This window comes from Streptomyces sp. NBC_01508, from assembly GCF_045040315.1.
Taxonomy (GTDB): domain Bacteria; phylum Actinomycetota; class Actinomycetes; order Streptomycetales; family Streptomycetaceae; genus Streptomyces.
In genome coordinates, this window is the sequence record NZ_CP109419.1 from 1827970 (window position 1) to 1845530 (window position 17561).

The 17561-nt window shown below is 71.2% G+C and carries 13 protein-coding genes and 1 pseudogene; 5 read left to right on the forward strand and 9 right to left on the reverse strand.

Translation table 11 applies throughout. The annotated features are described in order from the left end of the window. Positions 1 to 4: 4 nt before the first annotated feature. On the reverse strand, positions 5 to 1942 hold the full coding sequence (locus tag OG700_RS08080; RefSeq protein ID WP_405611060.1) for an IucA/IucC family protein: 1938 nt from the start codon (positions 1940 to 1942) through the stop codon (positions 5 to 7). Positions 1943 to 2376: 434 nt separating this feature from the next. Between OG700_RS08080 and OG700_RS08085 the strand changes: the two genes are divergently transcribed. Next, complete coding sequence (locus OG700_RS08085; RefSeq protein ID WP_405611063.1) at positions 2377 to 3600, forward strand: trypsin-like serine peptidase; 1224 nt, start codon at positions 2377 to 2379, stop codon at positions 3598 to 3600. Positions 3601 to 3796: 196 nt separating this feature from the next. Then, positions 3797 to 4981, forward strand: a pseudogene (locus OG700_RS08090) (trypsin-like serine peptidase). A 140-nt stretch (positions 4982 to 5121) separates the two neighbouring features. Here the strand turns inward: OG700_RS08090 and hflX are convergent. From hflX to miaA, 6 genes are all read right to left on the reverse strand, one after another. After that, positions 5122 to 6618: a GTPase HflX gene (hflX, locus tag OG700_RS08095; RefSeq protein ID WP_405611066.1), complete on the reverse strand. Its 1497-nt coding sequence runs from the start codon at positions 6616 to 6618 to the stop codon at positions 5122 to 5124. Positions 6619 to 6833: 215 nt separating this feature from the next. Continuing rightward, positions 6834 to 8279: a M1 family metallopeptidase gene (locus OG700_RS08100; RefSeq protein WP_405611069.1), complete on the reverse strand. Its 1446-nt coding sequence runs from the start codon at positions 8277 to 8279 to the stop codon at positions 6834 to 6836. 190 nt (positions 8280 to 8469) lie between these two features. Beyond that, positions 8470 to 10614, reverse strand: a complete 2145-nt coding sequence (locus OG700_RS08105; protein ID WP_405611072.1) for a RelA/SpoT family protein — start codon at positions 10612 to 10614, stop codon at positions 8470 to 8472. Positions 10615 to 10774: 160 nt separating this feature from the next. Then, complete coding sequence (gene dapF, locus OG700_RS08110; protein ID WP_405611075.1) at positions 10775 to 11725, reverse strand: diaminopimelate epimerase; 951 nt, start codon at positions 11723 to 11725, stop codon at positions 10775 to 10777. Between the two features lie 137 nt (positions 11726 to 11862). Then, positions 11863 to 12315 carry a hypothetical protein gene (locus tag OG700_RS08115; RefSeq protein ID WP_405611078.1) on the reverse strand — a complete coding sequence of 151 codons (453 nt, stop codon included), beginning with the start codon at positions 12313 to 12315 and terminating at the stop codon, positions 11863 to 11865. A 107-nt stretch (positions 12316 to 12422) separates the two neighbouring features. Then, a complete protein-coding gene (miaA, locus tag OG700_RS08120) occupies positions 12423 to 13361 on the reverse strand; it encodes a tRNA (adenosine(37)-N6)-dimethylallyltransferase MiaA (RefSeq protein ID WP_405611081.1) in 939 nt (312 codons plus the stop codon). A 183-nt stretch (positions 13362 to 13544) separates the two neighbouring features. Between miaA and OG700_RS08125 the strand changes: the two genes are divergently transcribed. Together OG700_RS08125 and OG700_RS08130 are read left to right on the forward strand one after the other, a co-directional pair. Beyond that, positions 13545 to 13835, forward strand: coding sequence for a hypothetical protein (locus tag OG700_RS08125; protein ID WP_405611084.1), 291 nt, complete (start codon positions 13545 to 13547; stop codon positions 13833 to 13835). Between the two features lie 50 nt (positions 13836 to 13885). Continuing rightward, positions 13886 to 14158, forward strand: coding sequence for an antitoxin (locus OG700_RS08130; RefSeq protein WP_405611087.1), 273 nt, complete (start codon positions 13886 to 13888; stop codon positions 14156 to 14158). A gap of 146 nt (positions 14159 to 14304) precedes the next feature. Here OG700_RS08130 and OG700_RS08135 read toward each other — a convergent pair whose 3' ends face one another. Together OG700_RS08135 and miaB are read right to left on the reverse strand one after the other, a co-directional pair. After that, complete coding sequence (locus OG700_RS08135) at positions 14305 to 15039, reverse strand: class III extradiol dioxygenase subunit B-like domain-containing protein (RefSeq protein WP_405611090.1); 735 nt, start codon at positions 15037 to 15039, stop codon at positions 14305 to 14307. 85 nt (positions 15040 to 15124) lie between these two features. Continuing rightward, positions 15125 to 16651 carry a tRNA (N6-isopentenyl adenosine(37)-C2)-methylthiotransferase MiaB gene (gene miaB, locus OG700_RS08140; RefSeq protein WP_405611093.1) on the reverse strand — a complete coding sequence of 509 codons (1527 nt, stop codon included), beginning with the start codon at positions 16649 to 16651 and terminating at the stop codon, positions 15125 to 15127. Between the two features lie 271 nt (positions 16652 to 16922). Here miaB and OG700_RS08145 point away from each other — a divergent pair, with 271 nt between their 5' ends. Next, positions 16923 to 17426, forward strand: a complete 504-nt coding sequence (locus OG700_RS08145; protein ID WP_405611096.1) for a cupin domain-containing protein — start codon at positions 16923 to 16925, stop codon at positions 17424 to 17426. Positions 17427 to 17561: the final 135 nt, after the last annotated feature.

Here is a 17561-nt window from a genome sequence, read left to right on the forward strand (position 1 = left end):
GCGATCAATGGCGAAGGGGGTTGGCGATGGAGACGTAGACGGACTGGGTGTCGACCGGGCCGACGAGTTCGTCCAGGCCGTGCAGTCGGGTGAGCAGATTGGCCTTGCAGCGCAAGGTGCTCGCCTCCAGCAGCTGGCGGGGCAGGGGTGAGCCGAGCACCGCGGCACGGGCAAGGAACTGGCGGCAGGCGGCGAGGAGTACGCGTTCGTCGGCGAGGCGCTGGGAGCCGAACGCCCCGATCAGACCGAAGACGTTGTTGATGCCCAGGTAGTACGCGAAGCGCTCGTCGGTGATGTCGTCGGGCACGAAGGTGTCGCTGATCCGGCCGATACCGGGGAGACGGCGGTCGAGCGCGTCCCGGTGGGATTCGCGGAAGTAGTAGCCCTGGTTGTCGCGGTAGCGACCGCCGACGGGCCAGCCGTCGGGGTCCAGGACCACCAGAGTGTTCTGCTGGTGGGCTTCCAGGGCGACGCCGGCCGTGGCGTCGAGCCAGAGCACCGGGCGTACGACGTGGTCCAGATAGCGCAGGAACCACTCCGCGGCGACCGCGCCGGTGGACCGGCCCGTGCGGGCGACGAGGTGGGCCACGATGTCGGCGAGGCGGGAGTGCATGCCGGGACGGCCGGGCCATGGGCGCGGGGTGACGAGTCCGGCGACGCAGACGGCGTCGTTGTCGGGGCGGAACGGGTTGTGGCGCAGCATCACGTCGAGCCCGGCGACCGGTTCGCCGTCCGGACCGTCGACCGCGAGCCAGGCGGGGTCGCGCACGATGTCGAAGCCGGGATGTACGGCGCGCCACTGCTGGGCTAGGCCGCCGCGCAGCAGCCGGTGGACCTCGACGCCTCGGTGAAGTTCCTTGCGAAGGTTCTCGCGACGGGAGTTGGTGATGCGTACGCCGAGGGACAGCTTGAGCATGGCGGGTGCGCCGGTCCGGTGCACCGTCCGGACCGAGGAGGTGGGGTGCCAGGGGTCGCCGTGCGGCCCGAGATCGTGGAGCAGGCCGGCGTCGAGGAGCGCGCGTACGGCGGGGCGGTGCGTCAACTCGCGTGCCTGCCAGGGGTGGAGAGGCAGTGGCACGGCGTGATCGGGGAGGGCCAGGTCTCCGGCGAGACGGGTGGTGAGCTGCTCCGCGTGGACGGCGCGGCCCTGCTCGGTCCAGGCCGAGTCGGTGGCGAGCACGGACCGGTCGACGGCCATCCAGTGGAGGGGGAAGGAGCCGCGCAGTTCGGGTGCGAAGTGACGGTGTTCGGTGTCGGAGAGCCCTTCGCGGCTCTTGGGTGTGGGGTGGAGGGGGTGGCCGAGGAGGAGGGACTGTTCGGCGGTGAGGAAAAGGTCGGTGCCGGTGGGGCCGGGGGCTCTTCGTCGGTCGGCGAGGAAGTCGGCCGTGCGGCGGGCGGAGTCGGCGACTCTGGCGACCAGTTCGGCGCCCTGGCTCTGGCCCGACTCGCGGCCGAGGAGCGCGGCGACGGTGACGGCGTCGGCGGCCGGGGAGTGAGGTCCCGCGCTCTCCAGGAGGGGCAGGCCGAAGCGGTGCCAGCCGGTGGCCGACCAGTAGCGCACGGGGACGAGCAGGGCGGTACCGCTCGCGTCGAGCGGGATCCTGAGGGTGTTCCGGTCCGGCCGGGGGACGTTGCCCTCCCTGATCCAGCAGCGCAGCAGGTTCTCCACGGACGCGGCGTCCGCAGCCCGCCGCGGGTCCGGGTCGTCGAGATGGTCGAGTTGATCGGCCGCCGTCGAGGCGGCGGCGGGACCCGCGGCGGGGGTGCCCGGTGTACGGGAGTCCGCGTCCGCCGCGCCCGAGGGCAGTTGGCGGGGCACCGTGGGCGCGCCGGTCGACACGGCCCCGGCCGTCGCCGGGTCGTGCGGGTCGGTCGGTCCGGGGGCCTGCGTCGCGGGACGGCCGATGATCTCGGGTGCGTCGGGGGTGGGGGTGGCGTTCACGGGAGGACTTCCTGGTGAGGGGACCGGGTCGGTGCGCCGGTGCGGTCGCTGTCCGGTGGTCTTTCCGGTGGTCGTCACGGCGGCGCTCGTCCCCGGCCCGGGAGGAAGTTCGGTCACGGCCACGGCTGTCGGTCCTCCCGCGGGAACGGATACGTCACACGTCGACGCGGCGGGTCGACGCTGCGGCGCGCACGTGGTGAACCTCGGCGTCGAGTCCCCCGTAGGTACCAACGACGGCAAGCGCCCGGGATCACGGCCGTGCGGAAGATCCTTCGACGGCGGAACCACGGCCCTGCCGTCCGCCGTCCCCAACGGCACCGGCATAGTGGAGGCCGACTTCCGTCTCCGGCCACCACGACCGGGTCGATTCGTCCGGTTCAATCACGTTGATCCAGCAGTTCAGAACAGTTCCGAAGTCCCAGGGGGATCCCGACATGCGAGCCATTCGCCCACCGTTCACCACTCGCCGTGCGAGGAGCGCGCGGCGGCGTTCTCCCGCTGTCGCGGTCGCCTCCCTGACGGCTGCGCTGGCACTGACAGCCACCGCCTGCGGACCCACCGAGGAGACGAACGCGGGCGACAAGCCGAGCGGTTCGTCGAGCGAGTCGTCCCGCGACAAGATCACCATCCCGGCCGATCTCCAGGACCGCCTCAAGGACCGCGGCATCGACCTGGACAAGTGGAAGGACGGCGAATGGAAGAACTGGGACAAGGACAAGTGGCTCCGTGAAGCACGGGACTACGTCAACCCGATCATCGAGGATCTCTGGGACCCGGACCGGATGCGGGACGCCGAAGAGCCCGCCAAGCCGGTGGAGGAGGAGGACATCTCCGGCGACTCGGGTGTCACCGACCCGACTCCGCAGCCGGTGGAGGCGACGGCGGTGAACGCGCCGTACAACGGTGACGTGCCCGAGGCGGGCAAGCTGTTCTTCGACGGGCCCGAAGGCTCGATGGTCTGCTCGGCGACCGTGGTGAAGGACCCGGCCAACCCCGGCAAGTCCAACATGGTCTGGACGGCGGGCCATTGCGTGCACGCGGGCAAGAGCGGCGGCTGGTACCGGAACATCGCCTTCGTCCCGTCGTACAACAACAGCGACATGTCGATCTCCGAACTGGAGAGCGCCTCCAAGGAGCAGATCGCCCCGCACGGCATCTGGTGGGGCGAGTGGGCGCAGACCTCTCAGGAGTGGATCTCCGAGGGAGCGGCGACCGGCGGCCTGGGTGCCCCGTTCGACTTCGCGGTGATCCATGTGACACCCGAGAAGGGTAGTGACGGCAAGTCGCTGGAGGAGACCGTCGGCGCCGCGCTGCCCGTCGACTTCAACGCGCCGGCCACGCCGGAGATCGATTCGATGACGGCGACCGGCTATCCGGCGGCGCCGCCGTTCGACGGCCAGAAGCTCTTCCAGTGCGGCGACAAGCCGGGTCGGCTGTCCATCAACGCCCAGGACCCGACGATGCACCGCATCGGCTGCACGATGACCGGCGGTTCGTCCGGGGGCGGCTGGATCGCGAACGGCCAGGACGGTAAGCCCGCCCTGGTGTCGAACACCTCGATCGGCCCGGTGACCGCGGGCTGGCTCGCGGGCCCGCGTCTCGGTGACGAGGCCAAGGGCATCTACGACGCGGTCAGCGAGAAGTACGCCGGCCAGTAGGACCGACCCGGTGGGTGGTCGGCCGTCCCGGTGGGCACGGCCGACCACCCACCGCGCCCACCGGTACACCGACTCGGCGATCCCAGAAAAGCGCGGCACAGGGTACGGGTACCGCAAGACGGCCCACCTGAAGACCCACCTTCTACATGACACGTTCATGACAAGTAGCACACCTACTTTCAGGGGAACGGTTTTCATGCGATCGATACGTCCGTTGCTGGCTGCCACCGGCCTCGCCAGGGCCCTCGCGCTGACGCTGACGGCCTGCGGCGGTGCGAGCGAGGACGGAGCGGCAGACAAGGCGGCCGACAAGGCCGCCGCCTCAACTCCCGCCGCCGACAAAGCCGGCGGGGAGATATCCGCGGATCTGGCCGACCGGCTCAAGAAGCACGGTGTCGACCCGGAGAAGTGGAAGGACGGTGGGTGGAAGAACTGGGAGAAGGACAAGTGACTGCGCAGCGCGAAGGACTTCGTCAACCCGGTCATCAAGGACCTGTGAAAGCCCGAGCGGATGAAGACGGCGAAGTCGCCGACGAAGACCCTCGCCGCGGGTGACATCTCCGGCGACCAGGGACGTCACCGACCCCGAGCCCCGTCCGGTGCGGGCCGAGCCGGAGAAGACGCCGTACACCGACCACGCGGCGCCGGTCGGCAAGGTCTTCTTCGACTCCCCCAGGGCTCGATGGTCTGCTCGGCCACCGTGGTCAAGGACCCGAAGAACCCCGGCAGGTCCAACCTGGTGTGGACCGCGGGCCACTGCGTGCACGCGGGCAAGAGCGGCGGCTGGTACCGGAACATCATGTTCGTCCCCGCCTACAACAACACGGGCAAGTCCTCCGACGCGCTGTCGAACGCGCAGCCACAGGAGATCGCCCCGTACGGGCAGTACTGGGCCGACTGGGTCGCGACCTCCAACGAGTGGATCGGCGACGGCGGCCCGACCGGCGGCGACGGAGCGGCGTACGACTACTCGGTCATGCACGTCACCCCGGAGAACGGCGGCAAGTCACTGGAGGAGACGGTCGGCGCGGCCCTCGACGTCGACTTCGACGCCCCCGAGGCGAGTGCCATCGGCAGCCTGGGCGCGTGGGGTTACCCGGCGGCCCCGCCGTACGACGGGCCGATCATGCACAAGTGCGCCGACGACGCCGGCCGGCTGTCGATCGCCCCCGGTACGCCCACGATGTGGCGCACCGGCTGCTCCATGCCCGGTGGTTCCTCCGGCGGCGGCTGGTTCGCGACCGGAGCGGACGGCAAGTCGGTGCTCGTCTCCAACACGTCCATCGGGCCGGTCACTTCGGGCTGGCTGGCCGGTCCCCGGCTCGGCGAGGGCGCCGAGCAGCTCTACACGATGATGAGCGACAAGTTCGCGGACCGGTAACCGCCCCCGTTCCGGCGGTCGGTACGGCCGGTACGGCGGAAGCCCGCCCCCTCGTGTCGAGGGGGCGGGCTTCCGCCGTGAACGCGTCACGGCGCGCGGTGCGATGCCGTCGGACGCGGTGCGGTGCGGTGTCGGCGCGGTCAGCCGACCGCGGGAACAGGCACGTACACGGCGAGCGCCGCGGCCAGTTCCTCGTGCACCTGCGCCTTCAGCAGAGTGCCCTCCGGGGTGTGCTCCTCGGACAGCACCTCACCCTCGGCGTGCACCCGTGAGACCAGACCGCCGTCGGTGTACGGCACCAGCACCTCGACCGTGATCGCCGGCCTGGGCAGCTCGGTGTCGATCAGATCGAGCAGCTCCGTCATACCGGCGCCGGTACGCGCCGACACGGCGATCGCGTGCCGCTCCATCCGCAGCAGCCGCTGAAGAACCTCCGGGTCCGCCGCGTCGGCCTTGTTGATCACCACGATCTCGCGGACGTCCACCGCGCCCACGTCACGGATCACCTCACGCACGGCGGCCAGCTGCTCCTCCGGGGCGGGATGCGAGCCGTCGACCACATGCAGGATCAGATCGGAGTCCCCGACCTCCTCCATGGTCGACCGGAACGCCTCCACGAGGTGGTGCGGCAGATGCCGGACGAACCCGACGGTGTCGGCCAGCGTGTAGATCCTGCCGCTCGGTGTCTCGGCCCGGCGCACGGTCGGGTCCAGCGTGGCGAACAGGGAGTTCTCCACCAGGACGCCGGCGCCGGTCAGGCGGTTGAGCAGCGAGGACTTCCCCGCGTTCGTGTACCCGGCGATCGCGACCGACGGCACCTTGTGGCGCCTGCGCTCCTGCCGCTTGATCTCGCGGCCGGTCTTCATCTCCGCGATCTCCCGGCGCATCTTCGCCATCTTCTCGCGGATCCGCCGCCGGTCCGTCTCGATCTTCGTCTCACCGGGACCACGTGTGGCCATGCCGCCACCGCCGCCGCCACCCATCTGCCGGGACAGCGACTGGCCCCAGCCGCGCAGCCTCGGCAGCATGTACTGCATCTGAGCCAGTGCGACCTGCGCCTTGCCCTCCCGGGACTTGGCGTGCTGGGCGAAGATGTCCAGGATCAGAGCCGTACGGTCCACGACCTTGACCTTGACGACGTCCTCAAGGTGGATCAGCTGACCGGGGCTGAGTTCACCGTCACAGACGACCGTGTCCGCGCCGGTCTCCAGCACCATGTCGTACAGCTCACGGGCCTTGCCCGAGCCGATGTAGGTCGCCGGGTCGGGCTTGTCACGGCGCTGGATGACGCCGTCAAGCACCAGCGCGCCGGCCGTCTCGGCCAGCGCCGCCAGCTCGGCGAGCGAATTCTCGGCTTCCCGCACGGTGCCCGAGACCCAGACGCCGACCAGTACCACGCGCTCCAGGCGCAGCTGTCGGTACTCGACCTCGGTAACGTCTTCGAGCTCGGTGGAGAGGCCCGCCACGCGCCGTAGCGCCGCGCGGTCGGAGCGGTCGAACTGGTCGCCGTCCCGATTTCCGTCGATCTCTTGGCTCCAGGCGACGTCCTCTTCCATCAGGGCATCGGCCCGAAGGCTTTCCGTGCGGGTGTCCGCGAAGATCTGCTCGTCCTGGGAAGGGGAAGAAGAGGAGGTCATTGGATCCTTACGTCGAAGAGAATGTTCGGCCGTGGACAGACTGCCCACTGACATCGGTTACAACGCGTGACGGACCGGATTGATTCCCCGGGGCCACCGTCCCGGCGTTCCGGTCCCGGATTCCCGGTCCCGGCAGCGCCGCCGACCCCTTGATGGTGGCACGTCACCGCCGGGACCGTCATATGGATTTCCCCCAGGGTGCCCCGAGCCGGACCTTACTTCGCCGCCGCGCTCTTCCAGTCCGGGTGCCCCGGCATGGGCGGTGTCCTACGCCCGTACAGCCACGCCTCGAAGAAGTCCGACAGGTCACGCCCCGCGATGTCCGACGCCAGCCGGGCGAAGTCCGCCGTGGTCGCCGTCCCGTCCCGGTGGTCGCGCACCCAGTCCCGCTCCAGCCGCCGGAACTCCCCCGCGCCGATCTCCTGGCGCAGCGCGTAGAGCACCAGGGCGCTGCCGTCGTACACCACCGGCCGGAAGAGGCTGATCTGCTGGCCGGGCGACGGCGGCTCCGGCGCGGCCGGCGGGCCGCCCGCCGCGCGCCAGCCGTCGGACAGCCGGTAGGCCTCGCGCATCCGCTTCTCCAGCGGCTTGTCCGCGTGCTCCTGCGCGTACATCGCCTCGTACCAGGTCGCGTGGCCCTCGTTGAGCCACAGGTCGGACCAGGCGCGCGGCGAGACGCTGTCGCCGAACCACTGGTGCGCCAGCTCGTGGACCATGACCGAGTCGACGTACCACTCGGGGAACTCGGGCCGGGTGAACAGCGATCGCTCGAAGAGCGACAGCGTCTGCGTCTCCAACTCGAAACCGGTCTCGGCGCCGGCGATCAGGACGCCGTACGTCTCGAAGGGATACCGCCCCACCTGCCGCTCCATCCACTCCAGCTGCCCCGGCGTCTTCGCCAGCCACGGCTCCAGCCTCGCGCGGTCGGCCGCCGGGACCACGTCGCGTACCGGTAGTCCGTGCGGACCTTCGCGGTGCACCACGGCGGAGTCGCCGATGGACACCTGCGCCAGCTCGGTGGCCATGGGGTGACTGGTGCGGTACGTCCAGGTGGTGGTGGCGCCGTGGCGGGTCTTCGCCACCGGCAGTCCGTTGGCCACGACGGTCAGTACGCTGGGCGCGGTGACACGGAAGGTGAACGCCGCCTTGTCGGCGGGGTGGTCGTTGCCCGGGAAGACGCGGTGCGCGGCGTCGGCCTGGTTGGCCATCACGAGGCCGTCCGTCGTCGGCACCCAGCCGCCCTTGCCGCCCGTCGGATCGCTGGTGTGGGTGACGGTGACGCGTACCGGCGAGCCCGCCTCGACGGCTCGGCGCGGCGTGATCACGAGGTCTTCGCCCGCGGTCGCGAAGTCGGCGCGCGCTCCGTCGACCTCGACGGAGCGGACCACGCCGTGGGTGAAGTCGAGATTGACGCGTTCCAGACGCCGGGTCGTGCGGGCGTCGATCGCGGTGACCGCGTCGAGCGGCTTGGTGTTGTCACCCCGGTAGGTGAAGCCGATGTCGTAGGCGAGGACGTCATATCCGGGGTTGCCGAGGTGCGGGAAGAGTGGATCGCCGATACCGAGCGCTTCCGGGGCGGGGCCGGGGAGCGTCGCGGCGACGAGGGTGGCCGACGCGGTGGCCAGCAGGGCGGCGCGCAGCCGGTGGGAGGTGAGCAGCATGGACCACCGCTACCAGCGCGCGGCGGACGTACGGCGGCGGCGCGCTTCACGCCCACCCGAAAGAGGCGGGCGGGCAACCGGGAGCGGGTGGAGGTGGGGGTGACGATGTTCGCGAGGCGGGAGCGGCCCCGTCCGAGGCAGGGGGCGACGGGGGCGACGCGTCAAGGGCCGACGGAGGCGACGCGTCCGTTCAGGAGGCCGGCTCATGCTGGGCGCGGCGTACGTCGAACACTCCCGGCACGTCCCGCATGGCGCGCATCAGCCCGGGAAGCCCTGCCGCGTCGGGCAGTTGGAGCGTGTACGTATGCCGCACCCGCTGCTTGCTCGGCGGCTCCACGTTGGCCGACACGATCGCCGCCCCCGCCGTGGCGATGGCCTCGGTGAGGTCGGCGAGCAGCCGCGGCCGGCCGAACGACTCGGCGTACAGCGTGACCCGGCACTCCGCCTCGTCGCCCCAGCTCACCGTGACCGGCGCGCGGCCGGTCGCGGTCATCCTGCCGACGGCGGGACACTCCTCACGGTGCACGGTGACGACGCCGCCCCGGACCGTGAACCCCGTGACGGTGTCGGGCGGTACGGGCGTGCAGCAGCCCGCGAGCCGTACGGTCGCGTCGGGCACGTCCACCACCACATTGGCCATGCCACGCCGTCCCGCCGTGACGGTGCTGGGTGTGCGAGGCGCCGCCGCCGGCACCTTCAGGCTCTCCGGATTCGCGGCGAGCCAGCCGGTGATCGCGATCCGCGCGGCGGGGGTACGGGCGTGTTCCAGCCACTCGGGGGAGGGTCCGGGAGCGGCGTCCCGAGTGTTCCCGGTGCCGTCGCCGCCACGGTCGCCCCGGATCTCCTCGACGGGGCTGTGCGCCAGCAGCAGGTGCACCGTGTCGCCGTCCACCAGGACCGTACTCAGCGTGGCCAGACGGCCGTTGACGCGCGCCCCGATGCAGCCGTGCGCCCCGTCGCCGTGCTGCGCGTACGCCGCGTCCACACACGTCGCGCCGGCGGGCAGGCCCAGCATGCCCCCGTCGGCGAGGAAGACGCTGATCTCCCGGTCCTGCGCGAGATCGGCGCGCAGCGTCGTCCAGAACGTGTCCGGGTCGGTGGCCGCCTCCTGCCACTGAAGGAGGCGCGACAGCCAGCCGGGCCTGGTCGGGTCGGCACGCTCGCCGTCCGCCGGTTCGGCCCCCGGTTCGGCCCCGTCGACGGGCGCGTACGGATTGCCCAGCGCGACCACACCGGCCTCGGCGACCTTGTGCATCTGGTGCGTACGGATGAGGACTTCGACGACCGCCCCGTCGGGGCCCGCGACCGCCGTGTGCAGCGACTGGTACAGGTTGTACTTGGGTGCGGCGATGAAGTCCTTGAACTCGGAGATCACCGGCGTGAAGCAGGTGTGCAACTCCCCCAGCACGGCATAGCAGTCGGCGTCCTCCCCGACCAGGACGAGCAGGCGGCCGAAGTCCGTGCCGCGCATCTCACCGCGTTTCAGGCGGGCGCGGTGCACGGAGACGAAGTGCCGCGGCCTGATCACGACTTCGGCGCTGATGTCGGCCTCGCGGAGCGTCCGCCGCACGTCCACGGCGATGGTGTCCAGGCTCGGCCCGGTGGTGGCCCTGTCGGCGATGACGGTGCGGGTGCGCTCGTACTCCGCCGGCTGGAGGATGGCGAAGACCAGATCCTCCAGTTCGGTCTTGAGCGCCTGCACGCCGAGCCGTTCGGCGAGCGGGATGAGGACGTCGTGGGTGACCTTGGCGATGCGTTCCTGCTTCTCCGGCCGCATCACACCGAGGGTGCGCATGTTGTGCAGCCGGTCGGCGAGTTTGATCGACATCACCCGGACGTCGTTGCCGGTGGCGACCAGCATCTTGCGGAAGGTCTCGGGCTCGGCGGCGGCGCCGTAGTCCACCTTCTCCAGCTTCGTCACACCGTCGACCAGATAGCAGACCTCGTCGCCGAACTCCGCCCGGACCTGATCGAGCGTCACCTCCGTGTCCTCGACGGTGTCGTGGAGGAGCGAGGCGGTCAACGTCGTGGTCTCGGCGCCGAGTTCGGCGAGGATCAGCGTCACGGCGAGCGGATGCGTGATGTACGGCTCGCCGCTCTTGCGGAACTGTCCGCGGTGCGACATCTCGGCGAGCACGTACGCCTTGCCCAGGACGAGCAGGTCGGCGTCGGGGTGGTGCGCGCGGTGGGCGTCGGCGACATGGCCGATCGCGTCCGGCAGCCGGTCCCTGGAGGCGGGACCCAGCAGCGCGGCCCTGCCCAGCCGGCGGAGGTCGATACTGGTACGGCCGCGCCTGCGGCTGCGGGCACCAGGGCTGGTGGCCTCTGCGCTCATGGGGCACCTCCGGCAGCTTCGACCGGCGGTGGGAGGGACAGGAGCGCCCTCCCGGCCGGTGCTTGATGCTACCGACCCCACCACGTGCCTCGGTCCACCTCTCCCCCAGCGTGAAACGGATCACCCATTCGAGCGAACCCGTGACCGGTTCCCGGGGACTTCAGGGCGTGTCGAGCCGCTCTGCCCACTCCGCGTCGAGCAGCCCCTCGGCGACGATCACGGCCGGGCCGGTCATCTCGATCTCGCCGTCGGGATGTTCGGTGATGACGAGCCGTCCGCCGGGCAGGTCCACGGTGTACGTGACGGGCTCACCGGTCACCGCGGGGTCGATGCCGTCCCTGCGGGCCGCGGCGACGGCGACGGCGCACGCGCCCGTACCGCAGGACCGTGTCTCGCCGGAGCCGCGTTCGTGGACGCGCATGGCGACGTGGCGCGGGCCGCGCCCGACGACGAATTCGACGTTCACACCGTCCGGGTAGACCGAGGCGGGGCTGACGGGCGGAGCGGTGAGCAGATTCCCGGCGTGGTCGAGGTCGTCGACGAAGACGACGGCGTGCGGATTGCCCATGTTGACATGACGGGCGGGCCAACCCCGCTCCCCCACAACGACGCTGACGTCCCCTTCGGGGAGAGCGGCGCGTCCCATCCGGACCGTGACGGCTCCCGCGTCGGACGTCCCGCCGCCCGTTTCAAGGGACTTGGCGATGGGCTTGGCAGTGGGCTTGGCGATGTGGATCTCCTTCACGCCGCCACGGGTGGCGACGGCCAGGCCGCCCGCGTCGACGAGACCTGCGCGCCGCAGATACCGGGCGAAGACCCGGACCCCGTTGCCGCACATCTCGGCGACGGATCCGTCGGCGTTGCGGTAGTCCATGAACCACTCCGCCCGGTCGGCCATGGACCGCGCCTCGGGGTGCGCGGCGGACCGTACGACATGCAGCAGCCCGTCACCGCCGACGCCGGCCCGGCGGTCGCAGAGCCTCGCGACGGCGGAGGCGGACAGGGCGACGGCGTTGTCCGGGTCGGGAATGATCACGAAGTCGTTCTCGGTCCCGTGGCCCTTGAGGAACGGGATCGGTGACGACTGCGCGGCGCGGCGGTAGGTACTCACGCGTCAATCGTACGAGGTGGGACCGACGGGGCGAACGGACAGTCGCGAGCGGACGAGAGGGACCGACCGTGCGGACGCGGGAAAGGCCGCGCGTGGGGCCGTTGGGGCCGTACGTCGCGTACGCGGCGCGCGGCCGGTCAGCGCAGGCGGGCGACCCGCCAGACGGCGAGGGCGACGAGGGCGGCGCCGGCGGTCACGTACAGCGCGAGAACGCGCCAGTCCGGGCGCTCGCCGGACCCACGGGCCGGCAGACCGGGCCAGGCGTGGCCGACGCGGCGGGCCGCCATCATGCCCCAGCCCGCGGCGCAGCAGCTGATCAGCAGGCCGAGCATGGCGACGACGGCGCCACCGTCGCCCGTCCCGAAGGCCAGGGGGAAGGCGAACATCAGGGAGCCGACGGCGGCGAGCATCACGATGGGTGCGAGCTGCCAGATCCGCAGGCGTCGCTGCGGACGCAGCTCGACCTCCACCTCGGGGGTCACGTCGTCTTCGTCGGGTCCGTCAGGACTCAGCCGCGGGGCTTCTTCCCGCGGATCCTGCGTTCCCTGATCCTGCGTTCCCTGATCTGTGTTGCGAGAGCCGGCCTCCATCGCCACGCGCCCTCCCAACTCGGACTCCACTGGTCGATCGATGCTCGATGATGGCACGGTCCCGGGCACCGGATTGACGGCCTGAGCGTCCCGATGCCATCACGTGATCAGGCTGTGACCGCTCGTTCGACCAACGTCAGCGCGAGGTGCGGGAGTTCCTCCCGGTCGTCCGCCGCGCCGCTCAGCCAGTGCACGCGGGGGTCGCGGCGGAACCACGAGTCCTGGCGGCGCGCGAAGCGTTTGGTGGCGCGTACGGTCTCGGCGCGCGCCTGGTCCTCGGTGCAGTCCCCCGCGAGGGCCGACAGCACCTGCTGGTAGCCGAGCGCACGCGAGGCCGTACGGCCCTCGCGCAGGCCGCGCGCCTCCAACTCGCGCACCTCGTCGACGAGACCGGCCTCCCACATGCGGTCCACGCGCAGCGCGATGCGCTCGTCGAGTTCGGGGCGCTCCACGTCGACACCGATCTGCACGGTCTCGTACACCGCGTCATGGCCGGGCAGATTCGCGGTGAACGGCTTCCCGGTGATCTCGAACACCTCAAGGGCCCGGACGATGCGGCGCCCGTTGCTGGGGAGGATCGCCCTGCCCGCCGGCGGATCGGCGGCGGCCAGCCGGGCGTGCAGGGCGCCGGAACCACGCAGTTTCAGCTCATCCTCCAGCCGGGCGCGCACCTCGGGGTCGGTGCCGGGAAAGTCGAGGGCGTCAATGGCGCCCCGAACGTAGAGGCCGGAGCCACCGACGAGGACGGGGGTACGGCCTTCGGCGAGGAGCCGGTCGATCTCGATCCTGGCCAGCCGCTGGTACTCGGCGACGTTGGCCGCCTCGGTGACGTCCCAGATGTCGAGGAGGCGGTGCGGGACGCCGCGGCGCTCCTCGGTCGTCAGTTTGGCGGTTCCGATGTCCATCCCGCGGTAGAGCTGCATGGAGTCGGCGTTGACGACCTCACCGTCGAGTTGCCGGGCGAGATGGACGCCCAGGTCGGACTTGCCGGCCGCGGTGGGGCCGACGACGGCGATGACCCGCGGTGCGGGCGCTGCGGTACTCACGGCCCCAGTCTCGCAAACCCGGTGGCCGGTTCCCGAACGAGTTACGTGACGGGCGCCCGTCCGGGGTCGTTGGCCGTTGCGAGATTCCGGCCTCCGGTCCTCTGGCCGGTTTCCGTGGGCGGGGCGCAGGGACGCTCCGGGCGACGCGGAATTTCGCTCACACGAGTACGATATGGAGTTGATATGGGCGTTTTTGCACGGCTTCGTCGGAAGTCCAAGCGGACGGCCGAGGAGGCCCGGTCGGCCTCCCCGGCGGCCGGAGCCACCCCGGCCGAAAGCGGCGCAGACGGCACGTCCGCGGCCCCGGAGGGTTCTGAGGCTTCCCAGGGCGCACCGGATACGGTTGAGGACGGCGGCGACGGCGGCGACGGCGGCGACGGCGGTACGAACGCTGCCGAGGGTGTTGACATCCCGAAGCAGCAGACCGCAGACGAGGCGGCCGACAACGAAGCCGGCGAAGGCGCCCGTGCATGACCGGCACAGAGCCGATCGCCCCCCACCGGGGGCCCGAGGGAAGGTGACCCATGAGCTTCCTTGACTCACTGAAGGCCAAGCTGTCCCCCGCCAAGGACAGAGTCTCCGACCTCGCGCAGCAGCACGGGGGGAAGATCGGGGAGGGACTGGACAAGGCCGCGAAGACGGTCGACCAGAAGACCAAGGGCAAATACAGCGACAAGATCGAGTCCGGGACCGGAAAGGCCAAGGACGCTCTGGAGCGGATGTCGCACAAGGACGGCAAGGACGGCGGAACCGGCACCGGCACCCCGCCTTCCTCCTCTCCACCGCCGGCCTCCTGAGGCCGAGGCACGACTAGCGGCGGACGAGTCGATGACGACGGCGACGGCGACGGCCGTGGGGCGCTGAACTGCGCTTCGCGGTCGTCGCCGTCATCGTTATGTCTGGGCCCCTCCCCCTCCCCTCCCCCACCTCCCCCGCCGTCCGGTCAGGACCAGGTCGCCACGAGGTAGCCCACGCCGTACGGCGCGTCCTCGTAGAGCAGGGCGCCGTCCAGGGACGCCCCCTCGGCCGCGCCCGCGAGCACCTGCCAGCAGGGGCGGCCCGCCGCCTTCAGGTCGCTCGCCAGCGACTCGTCCAGCGCGGCGAGCGCCGCCACGTCCGCCGAGCCAAGCGCACGCGCCACCTCGGCGTCGAAGGCGGTCGCGCGCTCGTCGAGATAGCCGGGCGCCTTGAGCGTGCGGCACGCGCTGGCGTCGCCCATCACCAGCAGTGCCACGCGGTCGTCGGCCGTCGCGATGTCCTTACCGGTTTTGATACACCGCTCGGCGTCGAGAGGTTCCCGCACGCCGAACCCCTGGATCGGCGCGGTGGACCAGGCGACGTTCGCGAGCAGCCAGCCGGCGACGGCCAGCGAGGTCGGCAGTTCGTCCCCGGATCGCCCGTCGCGGTCCCCGGGCCCCACCGGCTTTCCGTCGAGCGTGACGTCGACATCGACCCCGTAACCCCGGAAGGAGCCGTACGCGCCCTGCGGATACGTCGCCAGGTCGGCCGGGCCCGCCGTCGGTCCGACGACGACCAGCCGGTCGGGCCTGGAGGCGGCGAGCACACCGAGGGCGTCGGCGCAGGCGTCGCGTGCGGCGTCGAGTTCCGCGGCGGCACCGGCGGCGACGGCGGGGACGAGCAGGGGTGGACAGGGGCACACGGCTGCGGATACGAGCATGCTGCGCAGACTAGGTCACGGGCCGTCGGCCGTCGGCGAGCGGCGGGCCGGCCCCGCCCGGCGCGGACCGGCGCGGACCGGCGCGTCACACCACCGAGCAGCCGCCGGTCGCCGCGGGCAGCGGCGGCGGGACGCCGATCGACGGCAGGCCGAGCAGTACGCCGGCGGGCTCGGGCGGAGCCGCGTTGCGCCTCTCCCACGCGTCGCCGGCGCGGGTGCGGCGTATCCGGTTCGTCGGCCCCTCGGCGAGCAGATGGTGCGGAGCCGCGTAGGTGATGCCGACGGTCACCACGTCGCCCGGGCGTACCTGCTGGTCGGGGGCGGTGAAGTGCACGAGCCGGTTGTCCGGCGCGCGGCCGGAGAGCCGGTGGGTGGCACCGTCCTTGCGGCCCTCGCCTTCGGCGACCATGACCTCAAGGGTGCGGCCGACCTGGGTCTTGTTCTCGTCCCAGGAGATCTCCTCCTGGAGCGCGACGAGGCGCATGTAGCGCTCCTGCACGATCTCCTTGGGGATCTGTCCGTCCATGTCGGCGGCGGGCGTTCCGGGGCGCTTGGAGTACTGGAAGGTGAAGGCGTTCGCGAAGCGCGCCGCGCGCACCGTGTGCATCGTCTGCTGGAAGTCCTCCTCGGTCTCGCCGGGGAAGCCGACGATGATGTCGGTGGAGATGGCGGCGTGCGGGATGGCCGCGCGCACCTTGTCGATGATGCCGAGGAAACGCTCCTGCCGGTACGAGCGGCGCATCGCCTTCAGGACGGCGTCCGAGCCGGACTGGAGCGGCATGTGCAGCTGCGGCATGACGTTGGGGGTCTCGGCCATCGCGGCGATGACGTCGTCGGTGAAGTCGCGCGGGTGCGGCGAGGTGAAGCGGACGCGCTCCAGGCCCTCGATCTTCCCGCAGGCGCGCAGGAGCTTGGAGAAGGCTTCGCGGTCGCCGATGTCGGAGCCGTACGCGTTGACGTTCTGGCCGAGCAGCGTGATCTCCGAGACGCCTTCGGCGACGAGCGCCTGGACCTCGGCGAGTACGTCGCCGGGGCGGCGGTCCTTCTCCTTGCCGCGCAGGGCCGGGACGATGCAGAAGGTGCAGGTGTTGTTGCAGCCCACGGAGATGGAGACCCACGCGGCGTAGGCGGACTCCCGGCGGGTCGGCAGCGTGGAGGGGAACGCCTCCAGCGACTCGGCGATCTCGACCTGCGCCTCTTCCTGTACGCGGGCGCGCTCCAGCAGTACGGGGAGCTTGCCGATGTTGTGCGTACCGAAGACGACGTCGACCCAGGGTGCCCTCTTGACGATGGTGTCGCGATCCTTCTGGGCGAGGCAGCCGCCGACGGCGATCTGCATGCCGGGGCGCCGGGTCTTCATCGGGGCGAGCCTGCCGAGGTTGCCGTACAGCTTGTTGTCGGCGTTCTCGCGTACGGCGCAGGTGTTGAAGACGACGACGTCGGCGTCGCCGTCGGCCCCTTCGGGGGCCCGGACATAGCCCGCGTCCTCCAGCAGACCGGACAATCGCTCGGAGTCGTGGACGTTCATCTGACACCCGTAGGTGCGTACCTCGTAGGTCCGGTCAACGCCCACTTCGTCCACCGCTCCGGCACGGTCGCTGCTACTGGTCACCCGTCAAGGGTAAGGGGGTGCCCGAGGTGGCCCCGCCAGTGGAGCCGTGCGGCCGGCGAATCCCGTCTGCCCCAGGCGTATCGGCCTCGGCGTTTCGGACAGCCCCGGGCCGCGGGCTTCCCCGGTGTCCCACGGGCGGATGTGTTCCGTGCTCCGAGCCCGCCGCGTTCCGTACGGAATCCGCTCCGGTACCGGTTTGCCCGATTGCCCCATCGATTCGCTCGCCGAATGCCCCCGCCAGGCAGTCACTCGCGGCCGTAGATTCGTCCTCATGAACAACACGACGAATCCGGTGAACCGCACCCACCAGCCCCTCCTCACCCGTGGCGGCACGGCGGAGGCCCTTACCGACGCCCCCGGCAGCGTGATCACGCTGTTCGCCGACTCGGACACCACGGGTGGCGCGCTCACCCTCAACACCGCGCGCTTCGAGGAGGGCGCCGCCGGGGCGCCCGTGCACTTTCACACCCGTGCCACCGAGTTCTTCTTCGTCGTCGACGGCACCCTCCAGGTGCTGGTCGGCGAGGAGGTGCTGACCCTGGAAAAGGGCGACTTCCTCGCCGTACCGCCGCGCACACCGCACGCCTTCGCGCCCGCCCCGGGCGCAACGGCGGAGGTTCTGGTGGGCTTCACGCCGGGGATGGACCGGTTCGACTACTACCGGCTGCTCGGGCGCGTCCACGACGGCGGGGCGACCGTGCAGGACATCAAGGACTCCTCGGAGACATACGACAACCACTACGCGCGCAGCCTGGCGTGGGAAGAGCGCGCCTGACGCCCGCCGCTTCGCACCGCTCCCGGTCGGATCAAGTCAGTCGGGCCGTGGTTGGTTTGACCACCGAAGTCGCGGGTACAGGCTGTGGGCTGCGCCCAGCGCCGGGCCTGGGGAGGTCTGAGGCGCTGGTCAACC

Excerpts from the sequence above, each read along its gene's own strand:
- OG700_RS08085 (WP_405611063.1), top strand. The coding sequence starts at position 2,377 with ATGCGAGCCATTCGCCCACCGTTCACCACTCGCCGTGCGAGGAGCGCG.
- hflX (WP_405611066.1), bottom strand. The coding sequence starts at position 6,618 with ATGACCTCCTCTTCTTCCCCTTCCCAGGACGAGCAGATCTTCGCGGAC.
- OG700_RS08100 (WP_405611069.1), bottom strand. The coding sequence starts at position 8,279 with ATGCTGCTCACCTCCCACCGGCTGCGCGCCGCCCTGCTGGCCACCGCG.
- OG700_RS08105 (WP_405611072.1), bottom strand. The coding sequence starts at position 10,614 with ATGAGCGCAGAGGCCACCAGCCCTGGTGCCCGCAGCCGCAGGCGCGGC.
- OG700_RS08115 (WP_405611078.1), bottom strand. The coding sequence starts at position 12,315 with ATGGAGGCCGGCTCTCGCAACACAGATCAGGGAACGCAGGATCAGGGA.
- OG700_RS08125 (WP_405611084.1), top strand. The coding sequence starts at position 13,545 with ATGGGCGTTTTTGCACGGCTTCGTCGGAAGTCCAAGCGGACGGCCGAG.
- OG700_RS08130 (WP_405611087.1), top strand. The coding sequence starts at position 13,886 with ATGAGCTTCCTTGACTCACTGAAGGCCAAGCTGTCCCCCGCCAAGGAC.
- OG700_RS08135 (WP_405611090.1), bottom strand. The coding sequence starts at position 15,039 with ATGCTCGTATCCGCAGCCGTGTGCCCCTGTCCACCCCTGCTCGTCCCC.
- OG700_RS08145 (WP_405611096.1), top strand. The coding sequence starts at position 16,923 with ATGAACAACACGACGAATCCGGTGAACCGCACCCACCAGCCCCTCCTC.